Annotated in this window: 10 protein-coding genes; 6 read left to right on the top strand and 4 right to left on the bottom strand. The window is 58.7% G+C overall.

The features are described from left to right. Positions 1-165: 165 nt before the first annotated feature. The gene (locus TERRO_RS12780; protein WP_014786071.1) at positions 166-3,486 is read right to left on the bottom strand and encodes a TonB-dependent receptor; all 3,321 of its coding nucleotides are present in this window, start codon (positions 3,484-3,486) and stop codon (positions 166-168) included. Positions 3,487-3,709: 223 nt separating this feature from the next. Beyond that, positions 3,710-4,834, bottom strand: a complete 1,125-nt coding sequence (locus TERRO_RS12785) for an alpha/beta fold hydrolase (protein ID WP_014786072.1) — start codon at positions 4,832-4,834, stop codon at positions 3,710-3,712. A gap of 253 nt (positions 4,835-5,087) precedes the next feature. Here TERRO_RS12785 and TERRO_RS12790 point away from each other — a divergent pair, with 253 nt between their 5' ends. After that, positions 5,088-8,546: a TonB-dependent receptor gene (locus TERRO_RS12790; RefSeq protein WP_014786073.1), complete on the top strand. Its 3,459-nt coding sequence runs from the start codon at positions 5,088-5,090 to the stop codon at positions 8,544-8,546. A gap of 120 nt (positions 8,547-8,666) precedes the next feature. Here TERRO_RS12790 and TERRO_RS12795 read toward each other — a convergent pair whose 3' ends face one another. Beyond that, a complete protein-coding gene (locus tag TERRO_RS12795) occupies positions 8,667-9,140 on the bottom strand; it encodes a rhodanese-like domain-containing protein (RefSeq protein WP_014786074.1) in 474 nt (157 codons plus the stop codon). 50 nt (positions 9,141-9,190) lie between these two features. Between TERRO_RS12795 and TERRO_RS12800 the strand changes: the two genes are divergently transcribed. Together TERRO_RS12800 and TERRO_RS12805 are read left to right on the top strand one after the other, a co-directional pair. Beyond that, the gene (locus tag TERRO_RS12800) at positions 9,191-9,538 is read left to right on the top strand and encodes an ArsR/SmtB family transcription factor (RefSeq protein WP_014786075.1); all 348 of its coding nucleotides are present in this window, start codon (positions 9,191-9,193) and stop codon (positions 9,536-9,538) included. After that, positions 9,535-10,917 (top strand): MBL fold metallo-hydrolase, encoded by a 1,383-nt coding sequence (locus tag TERRO_RS12805; protein ID WP_014786076.1) that lies wholly within the window; start codon positions 9,535-9,537, stop codon positions 10,915-10,917. The genes TERRO_RS12800 and TERRO_RS12805 overlap by 4 nt, the downstream gene beginning before the upstream one ends. 9 nt (positions 10,918-10,926) lie before the next feature. On the opposite strand, the gene TERRO_RS12810 is transcribed toward TERRO_RS12805, so the two are convergent. Beyond that, on the bottom strand, positions 10,927-11,346 hold the full coding sequence (locus TERRO_RS12810) for an EamA family transporter (RefSeq protein ID WP_014786077.1): 420 nt from the start codon (positions 11,344-11,346) through the stop codon (positions 10,927-10,929). 165 nt (positions 11,347-11,511) lie between these two features. On the opposite strand from TERRO_RS12810, the gene TERRO_RS12815 reads away from it, so the two are divergent. The 3 genes from TERRO_RS12815 to TERRO_RS12825 are packed head-to-tail and all read left to right on the top strand — an operon-like array spanning position 11,512 to position 14,638. Further along, entirely contained in the window at positions 11,512-12,186 is a 675-nt protein-coding gene (locus tag TERRO_RS12815) for a response regulator transcription factor (protein ID WP_041592565.1), read from the top strand. Positions 12,187-12,192: 6 nt separating this feature from the next. Further along, positions 12,193-13,581, top strand: coding sequence for a sensor histidine kinase (locus TERRO_RS12820; protein ID WP_014786079.1), 1,389 nt, complete (start codon positions 12,193-12,195; stop codon positions 13,579-13,581). Between the two features lie 55 nt (positions 13,582-13,636). After that, a complete protein-coding gene (locus TERRO_RS12825; protein ID WP_014786080.1) occupies positions 13,637-14,638 on the top strand; it encodes a YncE family protein in 1,002 nt (333 codons plus the stop codon). Positions 14,639-14,642 lie beyond the last annotated feature (4 nt).

Consider the following 14,642-nt stretch of genomic DNA (forward strand, 5'->3'; position numbering starts at 1 on the left):
CAAAGGTCAAAAGTAAGTGCCTACCTTGCAATCGTCTCGTAACTCAGACCACCAGATAGCTTCATCGTTTCTTCCCTTTCCGGTGGGAAGACAGACCAGGTCGGAATCAAAGAAAAACGCTCCCGGGAGTTACCCCGGGAGCGTTTGGTCTTGTTCAGGTGTTGGTTAGAAGGTGAACTTGCCCCAGAGAACAATGTTTCTGCCGAGGGAACCCTGGCGAGCCAGCGATTGCGTTTCAAAGCTGGTCGGGCCGGTGCCGTACTGCAGGATGTCGGTTTCCAGGTACGGTCCACGATCGTTGTGATTAGCGATGTTCTGGACATCCATGCGCAGCAGGAGGAGACCGCGCTCCAGGCCAAGCAGCCCCGTGCCGAAGCCCTTCTGAACAGTAATGTCGTTGCGTGTGGTGCCGGGGTTGGAAAAGCTGTTGCGTCCCAGCAACCGCGAGTTGAACTGCCCGGACCGGTTGTTCGGGATCAGGAAGTGTACTTGGTCTGCAGTGACCGGAATCAAGGCACCATTGCTGGGATCGTTGAACGCAACATTGTTGTAGTAGACACCGGGAGTGCCACCAACAAAGCTACCGTCGATGCCGACTGTCTGGAACGGTGCACGAGCATTCCCAAGTATCGGACGATCGTTCGCAGCGGATCCGTCTCCGTTGTTATCCAGAGAACCAAGGCGGAAGGTACCGTAGGAACCACTCTGGAACTGCTCCACACCGGCAAAAGTGTAGTTACGGGTCAGTGCGCCGACGATGGTATCAGCGAACTTATTCGCAACGTGGAAGCCCTTGGGGGTGAAGGCATACGAGATCGATGCGTAGTGACGGTGGTCGAAGGCAGACGGTGCATACTCCTGCCGGCGTCCCACGGGTCCCAGGATCGCAGGTGCGGACGTGTTGCTGTCGCCGATAGCGAAGATTTCCGAACCGTTATCGAGGCTCTTGCTGAAGGTGTAGTTCGCGTGAACCGACAGGTACGAACCAAAGCGGCGCGAGAACTCGGTCTGCAGGCCGTTGTAGTTGCCGGAAGCAGAGTTATCGCGCACGGTGATGGCACCGCGCGACGTATTCAGGCGCGTTCCCGTAACGCCGCTAAACGGGTTCAGGGTTGAATTTGCAAACAGGTCGTACGAGCGAACGCCCACATAACGCACAGCAAGAATCGCATTAGCTACCGACTGCTCGATGCCCAGGTTGTACTGATAGCTCACCGGATTCCGGAGATTGCTCGAAACTGTCGTCTGACTTGCATTCGTGTTCAGCGTGGGAGTGAAGCTCGCCAGTGCTGCATTCGCATTCGCAATGCCCACACCGGTGTTGCTGGTGAGCGAACCTGCGATAGCATTCGGAGCAGACTGCGCAGCGTTCGTCACAAAGTTCGAGAAATAGCTGTCGTAGAACATGCCGAAGCCGCCACGCAGTACCGTCTTGCCCGAACCGAACATACCGCCCTGATTCGGCGTGTACGCGAAACCGATGCGCGGGGAAAGATTGTTCTTGTCGTTCTTTACTCGGACGACCGTGGTAAGCGGCTGGTAGGGGTTGCTCTCGTCGATACCAGGGTAGGCCAGGGAGTTTTCCGGGTTACCCGTGTAGTCGTAACGCATGCCCAGGTTCACAGTGAAGTTCGGTGCGAACTTCACGTCGTCCTGAAAGAAGAAGCCGGAACGCCATACGTGCGGATCGGTACGGCGGGGTCCGATCGTCTTGGTAACGCTGCCGGAGGATCCGGTCTGGTTCGCAAGGAAGTTCTGCAGTGCGCTTTGGGCAGTTCCCTTCGCGTAGTTGATCGTGCCAGCGTTCACACCGATGGTGTCCTTCTCTAACTGGCGGCCAATATCGAAGCCTGCGCGGATGGACTGGCGACCGTGCGTGTAGGTGAAGGTGTCCTGCACCTGGTACAGATCTTCAGCACGTCCCTGCGGGAAAGCTCCCGTCTGGGGACCGAGAGACGAGGAGGGAAATCCTGGCAGGTTCAGCAGAGGCAACGAGTAGGCGGGATTCGCCAGGGTAGCGGCTGTGGGTGCAAACGAGAAGTTGATGCGCGTTTCACTGACACGCAGTTCGTTCAGAACGTTGCCCGTGAAGACGTGTGTCCAGCTACCGGCACCCAGTTCCGAGGTGCCGCCCTGCTGTGTGTCCAGTCCCAGTGCGCCACCAGCTTCGTTCGCGAAGAAATCCGGCGTCAGAAGCTGACGGTCATGCAGGTAACGGAAGTAGAAGGAGTCCTTGTCGCTTGGCTTGAAGTCAACTCGAACACTCCATTGTGTATCCGGATTCTGCAGAGCAGCCGCAGGACGCTGAAAGAGTGCTTCTTCAACGAAGCAATTTCCACCCTGCGCACTGGCCGCGCAACCCGGCTGCACTCCAATATTGACGTTTGACGTCGGCTGATTCGTCACCTGGGCGTACGAGCCTAGGTAGGCGTTGTTCGCGGTGTATTGCTTCAGCAGTGCCACCTGCTGCGCGGAGACGCCCGTCAGGCTGTTCAGTGTTGCCACGCCTGCGGCAGTGGGTAACGTCACGGGGCTGATCTGAGTGTTGCCGTAGAAGCGCTGGAACTGTGTGCCACCGTAGACAAAGAGCTTGTCCTTGATGATGTAGCCGCCGCCCGTTGCTCCGATGGTGTGGCTCGTCTGACGCGGGTTGGGTGTGTCTGTACCGCGGAGGGAGTTCGGAACAGCGTTCAGGCCTGCGCTCGTGTAACGGTCATACACCGAACCGTGGAAGGAATTCGATCCCGATTTGGTGACCAGATTGAACACGCCACCGCCCGAACGGCCAAACTCTGCCGAGGCGACGCTGGTCAGGACCGTCAGGTTCTCATAGAGGTCGGGGATGTTCGGCTGAAATGCTTGACCGCCGATGCCGACGTCATTGATCTCCTGACTGTCCAGCAGGAAGTTGTTCGAACGGGGACGCGCGCCATCCACCTGGAGGTTAACGCCGTTACTCAACTGATTAGTGTCGGGGGCAGGGACAGTCTGTACGCCTGGAACGGTCGATGCCAGTTCCAGCGGATTCAGCGTGAATACGGGGAGCTTTGCGAGCTCGTTAGCGCTGATCGTTCCGGCGAGCTGGCCGTTTTCGGTATTAAGCGTCTCGCCCGATGCTTCCACCGTGATGGTGTCGCCGCGCGAACCAACATTCAAGGTCACGTTGTACGTGGTAACTGTCGAGGAGCCAACGGAGACGTGCTGCGCCGTGAACTTCGAGAAGCCCTCATGCTCTGCACTGATCGTGTAGTTTTCCGGGCTGAGTGCGTCGACTCGGAAGGAACCATCGGCACCGGTCGTCAGGGTACGGGTTTCGCCCGTCTGTTCGCCCTTGATGGTGATGACGGTCTGGCCGATTGCGGCTCCGCTGGGATCTTTCGCTACGCCGGAGATGGCGCCTTTACTGGTCTGCGCGAAAGCCATTCCGTTTGCGAGAACGCACGAGGCCGCGACGGCCAAAACTGGCATGAAGGGGGAACGCTTCAATGAATACTCCTAGTTTGTCGAGCTGACTGGGTGGGGGCCCGCAGTAGTATTGGCAATCCAAGGGCCAATCTCAAGTTGTTGAAAATGAGGCTCGCATAGCGATATCTCGCCTTGCACCACAAGAATTAAATGAATATTCATAGGCGACCTACAACAAACGGAATCCGCCAAACGCCATCGATTTACGCGTCATTGAAATAGTTTTGACTCATCCATCGCGGAATCAATGATTCAGAAAGGCGGTGATTTGTTCATTGAGGAACGTTCTGTCGGCTGGGCTGGCTCCGGCTCCGGCAGGGTGGCCCCACAGAGATGGGATGGGTGTCAGCGTGACGTGCGGGATGAAGGCCGCTTCGTATCTTGCGTCTTCCAGGGGGAAGTAAAGATCCGTGGCTGAGGGCATGTAGAGGAACGGAACCTCGATCGATCGAAGGGCCTGCTCGACATCGCCATTGAAGTTGGTCGGTTTTCCCTCCGCCAGTGTCGTATTGCCGACGTTGTTCGACTCCCAGGTGCGCGCCTGCAGGATGTAGTTGTTCGCGTCGGCGCTGAAGCGTTTGCGGAAGCTGAACATGTACTGCTCGAAGGTGGTGCCGGGCGCTGCGGTGGTGCGCCAGAGTTCCTTGCGCCACCACTCCTGCGAGTAGAGCCAGCCGGCCCAGACCATGCCGAAGGCCTCAAGTCCCTTCTCCGGCTCGGTCTTGTACTCGCCGTTCATGAAGGCAGGGTCGGCGGTGAGCGCGGCGATCTGGCCTTCAAGCCGAACGATCCCGTGGCCGTAGGTTTTGGCGGTGCCGCTTGTCGCGACGGCCCGGTCCATGAATGTGGGGTAGCTGACTGCCCACTGAAAAGCCTGCTGCGCCCCCATGGAAAAGCCAATGACCGCGCGCAGGTGCTGGATGTGCAGTTGCTCGATGAGCATCTGGTGCACAGCGTTTACGTTATCGCGGATGGTCATGACCGGAAAGCGTGGTCCGTCGAAGGGCGGCGGGGTGTTCGACGGAGAAGAGCTGCGGCCGTTGCCGAAGAGCTCGGAGGTGATGAGGAAGAGCTTTGAAGGGTCGAGGGCGCCTTTCGGGTAGTCGGGCGACTTTACTAGGAATTGGTAGCCCGTAAGGTTGGCCATGTAGTGCGAAGGAAGCAGGACCGCATTGGAGTGATCGGCGTTGAGCGTGCCGGTCGTGCCGTAGACGATGTGGGCTTCGGGAAGGACGACCCCGGACTCGGTTTTGAAGTTGTGAAGAACAAATTCATGGCGTTCGGGCGTCTGCGCCACCGTTTTCACGGGAGATTGACATACCGCGATGAGGTTGGATGAGAGGGTGAGCAGGATCAGGAGGCGGCGCATATCGAGAGAATATGCCGACTTTACGGTCAGTGGAACCACTTAGAGCGCTTCTGTCCGCGACTGATTCTCTGTCCTTTTACATATGACCACAAGTATATGATTTTTCATCAACTTCCAGACTTTCATAGATTGCCGCTAGAGCTCGAAAATTGCTTGACAGTGATAGTTTCAAGCGGGTAAAAAGTCAACGCTACACAATACGATTCATCCATGTTTTGAACTTACGTTTTCTGTTTTTCTTTGGAGGCTTTTGATGTATTCCTCACGATTCGCAATGAGGTCGCTGTTTGCGGCTTCTATGCTGATTCCCCTGGCGCATAGCGCTGTGGCGCAATCAGACGCTTCATCCCTATCGGGAACGGTGACCGACGCATCGGGCGCACTGCTCCCCAACGCAAAGGCAACAATCCACAGCGACGCAACCGGTTCCGACATCGTCGTCACCACCAACGCGAGCGGTAACTTCACGGTTCCGAACGTCCGTCCGGGCAACTACTCGGTCAAGATCGAGTCCGCGGGCTTCCAGTCCGTTACCTTGACCGCAGTTGCGGTGGATCCCAGCATCGGCAAGCACGTCGACATCAGCATGAAGGTCGGCGATGCCGGCACCTCGGTGAACGTCGAAGCCAACATCAACACCGTGCAGACGGAGAGCGCCGTCGTCGGTCAGCTCGTCACGCAGGAGCAGGTCAAGAGCATTCAGCTCAACGGCCGTAACCCGCTGTACCTTGCTCAGCTGGAGCCCGGCGTCGTACGGAATGCGCCGATGGCATCGTTCTCGTTCGGTCTGGACAACGGCCTGAACATCGGTGGCTCACGTTCGCAGGAGAGCGTCATCACACTGGACGGCGCACCCATGGTGCGTACCCGTTCCAACGGCACCAGCGTTGGCGTCGCCGACGTGGACTCCACCTCGCAGGTGCAGATCCTCACCAGCAGCTACCAGGCTGAGTACGGTCGCACGGCAGGCGGCCAGGTCCGCATGGTTCCCAAGAGCGGCACACAGGACTTCCACGGTTCGGTGTTCGAGTACCTGCGTAACAACTTCTTCAATGCAAACACCTGGCAGCGCAAGCTCCCCACCAACGACGCGAGCATCCGGAACCACCCGGCAGCTTTCCGTTACAACCAGTTCGGCTTCAACATCAACGGCCCGCTGTACATCCCCGGCTTCTTCAACAAGAGCAAGCAGCACCTGTTCTTCTTGTTCGGCCAGGAGTACGTGCGGTACAACAATGCCGACACCGTCTTCCGCCGCGTTCCGACCGCGCTGATGCGCACCGGTAACTTCAGCGAACTGCTCGCACCGAACATCTTCTACAGCGGTGCGCAGCAGATTGTGAACCCGACCACCGGCGCCAACTATGCTGGCAACGTCATCCCGACGACCGATCTCAGCGCCAACGGCCTGGGTCTTCTGAAGGCTTTCCCGGATGCTAATGCAGCAGGCCCCAACTACAACTGGGTGGACGCCGCGACGCAGCAGCAGACGCAGCGCAAGGACACACTGGTGGTTGACTGGGTACCGGCAGACGCACATCGCGTTCGCCTCAGCATCCTGAACTACAACTATCACCAGTTTGAGCCGCACTACGGCAACTTCAACCGCAATCCGCGTATCTTCGACCGTCCGAACCAGATCGGCGTCGTGCACTATTCGTGGACGATCAACCCGACCACGGTGAACGAAGCGATCTTCTCTGCCGCTTCGGATCACGTGACCATCGGTATCGATCAGTCCAGCGGACTGTTTGACCGTACCCGCTACGGCATCAACTATCCGTATCTGTACTCGTCTGCCACCAAGACGATCCCCAACAAGATCCCGACGGTTCAGCTCCCCAACTTCGACCTGCTGGACGGCGGTCCTTACCCGTCGCGTTCGGGCGGTATCGTCTACACGATCGCCGATAACCTCACCAAGGTCATCGGGAACCACACGCTGAAGTTTGGCGTGGTTGCCGAGTACTCCGGTGAGAACAACTTCGATCAGATCACGGTCTCAAACACGCCTGGATCGACGAACAACCAGAACGGCAAGTTCACCTTCACAGACTCGCGGGTCGGTGGCACCTCGAGCAAGGTCGGCGTAGCGAACGCCGCATTGGGTCTCTTCGATCAATACGGCGAAATCGGTCAGCGTTCCTACACCGTCTACCGGGCATGGATGTACGAGGGTTTTGCGCAGGATGCATGGCGCGTGACACCCAACCTCGTGGTTGAGGCAGGTATCCGTTACAGCTTCTACAACCCGTACTACGCCAAGTGGGGCAACCAGTCCGTCTTCAGCCAGAAGGACTACAACACCGGCAATCAGGCAACGGTCAATCGCGCGACCGGTGTTGTTACCGGCAGCGATCAGCAGCGCTTGAACGGCGTCGTTATCCCGGGCAGCAGCTTCCCCGGCAGCGCGCAGGGACACGTTTCTGCTGACATTCTGGCAAACGGCTACTCGTACCTCTTCCGCGGCTACAGCAACCAGTACTCGCCAACGGTGAAAACGAACATCCAGCCGCGCTTCGGCATCACCTATCAGCCGCACCCCGGTATGGTGATCCGTGCAGGTGGTGGACGTTACGTGCAGCGCCTAGGCATCACGGACAACGTCTTTACGGGTGGCAACACGCCCTTCCAGCCGTCGTCAACCGTGCAGTTGGGTAGCGTCAATGCACCGGGTGGTGTGGGAGTCAACAACTTCCCGCTGAACTACTCGTCGCAGGCCTTCAACTACCCCAGCCCAGAGGCATACAACTGGAATGCAACCGTCGAACAGGAGTTCCCTTCCCTCGGCGTGCTGACCCTGGCCTATGCCGGTCGTAAGGGCATTCACCTGGAGAACATCCTGAACGTGAACCAGCTTCAGCCTGGAACCGTGCAGGCTAATCCTGGCGTCAACCAGGATGCGCTGCGCCCCTACAAGGGCTTCAGCAACATCAACCAGGCGACCAACAGCGGTTCTTCCAACTACCACTCGCTGCAGGCAAACTTCCGTCGCCGTCTCACCAAGGGTCTGCTCCTGGGTGTGGCGTACACGTGGTCGAAGGCGATGGACTTTGGTTCCAGCAATGGCACCAATCTGCCCAACGCATTTGACAAGAACATCAACTACGGCCGTGCAGACTTTGATCGCCGTCACGTGTTCCTTGCGAACTTCGTCTACAACATCGACCAGTTCAACCACTCGTCGCACTTCATCAACCGCGCAGCGCTCGGTCACTGGCAGTTCTCCGGTACCCTGCAGGCTCAGACGGGCGCACCGTTGAACGTGACCACCACGGTTGACTTTGCGGGTGTCGGACCTGGTTCGGGAAACCAGCTGGTTCCCACCACAAAGTCAGTCTCGACCTCCAAGAACTTTGCGGGTCAGTCGAGCACGGCAACGTGGTTCGATACGAGCGCCTTCGTAACGTCCAACGCTGTTCTGAATTCCACGTACGCCGGTCGCTTTGCGCCGCGCGGAACGAGAAATCAGATTCAGGGACCTGGCTTCCAGAGCTACAGCGCTGCGCTGAACAAGGCGTGGACGCTGATCCCTGGCCACGACAGCACGCAGCTGAACTTCCGTGCGGAAGCCTTCAACCTGCTGAACAAGCCCACTGCCGACAACCCGGATCTCACCTACACCTCCGGTACGTTTGGACAGAGCAAGACCAAGGGCGGCACCTATGACCTGGGACGTCAGTTCCAGTTCAGCCTTCGCGTGGCTTTCTAAGCACTCTCCGCTGGTCCAACGTTGTACGTAACTGAAGTCGCACCACACAAAACCCGGTTGGCCCGAATAACACTCGGTCCAACCGGGTTCTGTATTTGCATCGGCGCCCTTGCGCCCGTTTCAACGAGAGGGACGATTCCAGGGGAATTTCGCTAACAACGAAGCCATCATGCAGGTGTTACTGACGCCGGCAAAGACCAGCCCCGCGCCGACGACCGCAGAGAGCAGATAAAGCCACGGCGATACCAGGAAGCCCATGATCATACCGAGCAGAACGAGTGATCCGGCCACCACTCTTACCTGCCGTTCCATGGCCCATGGTGCCCGTTCGGCGCGGACGACGGGGCTACCCGCAGCAATCCAGCCATCCATCCCGCCTTCGAGCACCGCGACAGACGCGAAGCCTTTCGATACGAGTGCTTCCTTCGCTTGCGCCGCTCGGCGTCCACTCTTGCAGATCAGCGTGATGCGGTCGGTCTCATCCCAGGCCTGACAGGTAAGGCTCAGTGTGCCGAGGGGAACAAGCGTCGAACCCGCAATGTGCCCTGCACCAAACTCCGCGTATTCACGAACGTCGATCCATCGCTCTGTCATCCTTACCTCACATCTACTACTATATTCTCATGTGGTGATATTATGAACCCATGGCCGCGCAAAAGATGAGCGACAAAATGATGGACCTTGTAGCGAGAAGGTTTCGTACACTCGGAGAGCCCTTCCGGCTCAGAATTCTGCAGGAGCTTGAAGGCGGCGAGCGGTCGGTGAATGAACTGGTCGCGGCGCTCGACGGGAATCAACCGAATGTCTCGAAGCATCTGCAGGTGCTCAGTGATGCAGGACTGGTAAGTCGTCGGCGCGAGGGAACCTCAGTCTTTTACGCCATCAGCGACCCCATGGTCTTCAAGCTTTGCGCACTGGTCTGCCAGTCTGCGCTGGAAAAAAGCAAGCAGGAGTTTGAAGACCTGAGCGGGACGAGAGGAAGCAAGCGATGAAGATCAAGCGATTCGAAGTGGCCGGTCTGGCTCAATACTCCTACATGATCTCGTCCGAGGGTAAGGCCGCCGTCATCGACGCCATGCGCGACACCGAAGTGTATGTGACCTACGCTGCGTTGCACGATCTCAAGATCGTGCAGGTGCTGGAGACGCACATCCATGCTGACTTTGCAGCGGGTTCGCTTGCGCTGGCAAACACGACAGGAGCCGAGCTTTCCCTAAGCAGCTATGACCACGGCGAGCGGTACCAATATGCCATGCCGCATCGCGCCCTGGTTGATGGTGAATCCGTGCACATTGGAAAGGTGAGGCTGCAGGCTCTCCACACGCCGGGTCACACGCCGGAGCACCTGTCCTTTCTCGCCTACGACGAAGAGAAGAACGCGAACGAGCCCGTAGCGTTGTTCTCCGGCGACTTTCTTTTTGTCGGCTCGCTCGGCCGACCGGACCTGTTGGGAGAAGAAGCGAAGGTTGCGTTGGCCAACGAGTTGTATGTCAGCCTGCAGCAGCGGATCGCCTCGTTACCCGACGGAGTGCAACTGTTCCCTGGCCACGGCGCCGGCTCGCTTTGCGGATCCGGCATGAGCGACCGTCCTGAGTCGACGTTAGGTTACGAGCGCAAGACGAACCACCTCTTTCAACTCAGTCGTCCAGAGTTCGTGGAGACCATTCTTAGCACCGTCCCCCCAATGCCGACATACTACCCACGCATGAAGCAGTTGAATGCGGACGGCGCGCGGGACGTATCGCATTTGCCGGGCGATCATGCACTTAACGCAGATACGGTGCATGCGCTCTCCCTCCTCGACGATGTCACGATCCTGGACATCCGTAGTCCCGAGGCATTTGGTAGCGCACATCTTCCCGGAGCGATCAACATCGGCTCCGGCCAGAACCTGTCGATGTGGGCAGGATGGCTGATCGACCCGCATCACCGGATTGTTCTGGTGAACGATGCCGGGGATGACGAAGCGTCGCGTCGCGCTCTGGTGCGCGTCGGGCTGGACAATATCGAGGGGTATCTTGCGAAGGGTTTCGCAGCCTGGGCTGCGGCAGGCATGGACCTGTCGCATACTCCTATGCTGTCGGTGCAGGAGGTGGCGTCAACTTCTTCGCTCCAGGTGCTGGATGTCCGTAGTGATGCCGAATGGGCTAGCGGCCATATCCCCGGCGCGCAGCACGTTATACTTGGCGATCTTCCGCAACATATCTCGACCCTGCCGGATGGGCCGATCGTCACGGTGTGCGGGAGCGGATATCGCGCCAGCGTTGCCGCCAGCATTCTTCAGAGAAGTAGCCACGACGGGAGTGTCAGCGTCCTGGAAGGTGGCATGGCCGCCTGGAACTCCCAACTCCTTGCGGTGCAGCAAACCTAGCGCCCAGCCCTAGGCGAAGGCTAAGACGATCGCACCCACGGTAATCAGAGCCCCGCCAGCGGCCTTCATCAGCGTGATGCGCTCTCCAAGCAGCGGCCAGGCAAGCAGAATGACGAAGACGACGCTCAGCTTGTCGATCGGCGCCACCTTCGAAGCCTGACCAAGCGACAGCGCGCGGAAGTAGCAGATCCACGACAGCCCCGTCGCCAGGCCCGACAGCGTCAGGAAGATCCAACTGCGACGCTCGATGTGCGCGATGCCGCCATGCGCACCGAAGCTGACAGCAATAACCCACGCGAAGAGTACGACGACCGTTGTGCGGACAGCGGTGGCAAGGTTGGGATCAACGCCGGCGACGCCCAGCTTGGCGAGTAGCGCTGTGGCGGCGGCGAAGACGGCCGAAAGCATTGCCCATACGATCCATGACATTCGCTACACTCCACCGTGGTCATTCAAACTTTGAGGCGTTGCTTAGGGAAAATCGCGTGGCGCCTATAGCCGTTACTCCGGCGAGTCAGCTATCGTCTCATCGCAGCCTTAAGTCTGCCTAAAGAACGGCGTGTGATCCTTAAACCGATTGTTTTGGTGGCAACAGTGCGGATATTAGTAGTCGAAGATGAGGTACGGCTCGCGGAGAATATTGCACGCGGGCTTCGCGAGGGCCCCGGATACGCCGTGGATATCGCGCACGATGGGAAAGCGGCGCTGGAGTTTTGCAACGCCGGCGACTATGACCTGATCGTGCTGGACCTGATGCTGCCCGGCTGCAGCGGCGATGAGGTCGTTGCCAATTTGCGAGCAGCGAAGGTTGCGACACCAGTGCTGATCTTGACCGCTGTCAGTCAAACGGATCGAACGATCTCGCTGCTGGATGCGGGCGCAGACGACTTCATGACCAAGCCCTTCGACCTGGGCGAGTTGATCGCACGATGCCGTGCGCTGATTCGCCGCAGCAAGGGCGCGAGCCAGTCGTTGTTGCGATTTGGCGAGCTCGAATTGCACACAGGAGAGCAGAGCGTGGTGCGGGAGGGGCGGCAGATCGATCTGTCGCCAACCGAGTTCCGCATTCTCGAATATCTGATGTACCGTCCACGGATAGTCGTTTCAAAGCGCGAACTGTTGGAGCACTTGTATGACTTCACATGGGAGCACCACTCGAACGTCATTGAGGTCCATGTGTCGAATCTGCGAAGGAAGCTGCGTGGGAGCAAGGACGAGGACGTCGTTGAAACACTCCGTGGCCGTGGCTACCGTCTTGCCCAGTCGTAGACCCCTATGAAGTCGCGATCCATCACGCGCCAGACGGTCGCGATCGTGCTGCTTGCACAGATAACGTTCGCTCTTGTGTTGGGAGTCATCGCGATCCTGAGCGAACGCAATACCCGGCTGCGGGCCCTGGACCAGCAGATCGCGGGACGCCTGGATTCGCTGTTGGGAGCGATCCAGGATGCGGAAGACCCAGAAGACAACATCACGATTGACCCCGCCGAAGTCGACATCATGCGCGAGGATCGCTACGCCGTGTACTCGGAGAGCGGCAAGCTGATTGGTCGATCTGCCGATCACGAACCGGCACTTCCCGCACAGGGCGAGATGGGTCTCAGCAGACACCGGATCGATCGTTTGCAGTATCACGTGCTTCGGCGGAACGCGTTACGCATCATCGACCGCGCAGAGAACCATGGCATAGGACTTCGACGCCCAGTAGTGATTGTGTACGCATCACCCGAGAACCATGTGCTGCACGAGGTGTTTGAGGCGGTGGGTCGGCTGCTGGTTGCGATCGTTCTGGTGTCGGCCGCCGCAGCCTTTGTTACTGCATCGCTCGTTCGTAAGACGTTGCAACCGATTCGCGATCTGTCACTGGCGGCGCAGAGCGTGTCGTCCACTTCCCTGCAGTTCGATTCGCCACACAGTGCGATGCAGGTGGATGAGTTGCGACCACTGGCCACGACGCTGTCTGCATTGATCGATGAACTGCGCGAGGCCTTTGCCAAGGAACAACGCTTTGTGGGCGATGCTGCGCATGAATTGAAGACAGCCGTCGCCGTGGTGCGGTCGGCGGTCCAGGTGCTGATGCTGCGACGCCGCACCGAGCAGGAGTACGTCGCTGGGTTGGATCAGCTATTGCAGGACAATGATCGCGTCGAGGCGCTAGTGGCAAGCATGCTCGATTTGGCTCGCTTCGAGCAGGCTCCGAATGGGAAGGCGCCTTTACTGGATCTTGCGGACGCGGCACGGGAGGCCTGCGCGACGATGGAGTCGATCGCCGAGACGCACGGTGTGCGGCTCGTCGTAGAAGATGAAGCGTATGCGACAACGCATCTGTCGATGGATCGGGTTCAGACTCTGCTGACCAATCTCCTTTCAAACGCCATCCGTCACAGTTCGCCAGGAGGAACGGTGACTGTAGCGACGAAGCTTCAGGACGGCCATGCGGTGATCGAGGTAATCGACGAAGGCAGTGGTATTCCCGCGCACGCGTTGCCGCATGTCTTCGATCGTTTCTATCGCGCCGATCCGTCACGATCGCGCGCCTCCGGAGGAACCGGTCTTGGACTGGCAATCTGCAAGTCAATCGTAGAGTCTGCGGGGGGCAGGATCGACATCACCAGCACCGTTGGTAAGGGCACGCGCGTAAGGGCTCTCTTCATCACCGCTTAAGCGGTGGTCGCGACACTGAGGTGCCGGCCGTCATGATGGCCGCAGGGTGGATGCGATGAAGCGATATGCGACGTCTCTGGCAGCAATGTGCTGCCTGGTTGCGATGAGTTCGATGGCCCAGACTCCGTACAAGGTAGTGGCCCAGTGGAAGATTGGCGGCACCGGCGGATGGGATTATCTGCTTGCAGATGGCCCAGCCCACCGGCTTTACATTACGCACAACAGCCGTGTCGAAGTGGTGGATACCGCAACGGGCAAGCCCGTCGGTGCAGTGACGGGACTGAAGAGTACGCACGGCATCGCGCTCGATCCGGATGGCAAAACCGGCTACATCAGCGATGGTGCGGGAAACGCGGTCGTCATCTTTGATCGCACGTCGCTCGCAATACTGGCAACCATTCCGGCGGGAACGAACCCAGACGGCATTGCGTATGAGCCGACCACGAAGACGGTCTGGGCCTTCAATGGCCGCAGCAACAATATCTCGGTGATCGATCCTGCGAAGAAGACGGTCCTCGCGACCATCGCGCTGCCGGGCAAGCCTGAGTTTCCGCAGGTCGATGGCAAGGGTGCCGTCTTCGTGAACATCGAGGACAAGAACAGCATCGTCAAGCTGGATGCGTCAGCGAAAAAGGCCGTAGAGACATGGTCGCTGCCGGGTTGTGAATCGCCGTCCGGCATGGCCATGGACACGACGCATGGCCATCTTTTCTCCGTATGCGACGGAGACAAGATGGCTGTGACCGACGCCAAAACCGGCAAGCAGATTGCGCTGGCGTCGATCGGCGCGGGACCGGATGCTGCCGGATACGACGCAAAGAATCAGCTCGCATTTTCTTCGAATGGAGAGACCGGAACTCTCTCCGTCGTCGACGCTGCGCATGGCTACAAGACCGTGCAGACGCTGGCGACGAAGAAGGGAGCACGCACGATGGCCTACGACGCTGCGACCAACAGGATCTACCTGATGACAGCGGAGTACGGCGCACCGGCCGCCGGATCGAAGAGGCCTTCCGTTCTACCGGACACTGCCACAGTGCTTGTCGTGGGCAAGTAGTTTC

The organism is Terriglobus roseus DSM 18391, assembly GCF_000265425.1.
GTDB classification, from domain to species: domain Bacteria; phylum Acidobacteriota; class Terriglobia; order Terriglobales; family Acidobacteriaceae; genus Terriglobus; species Terriglobus roseus.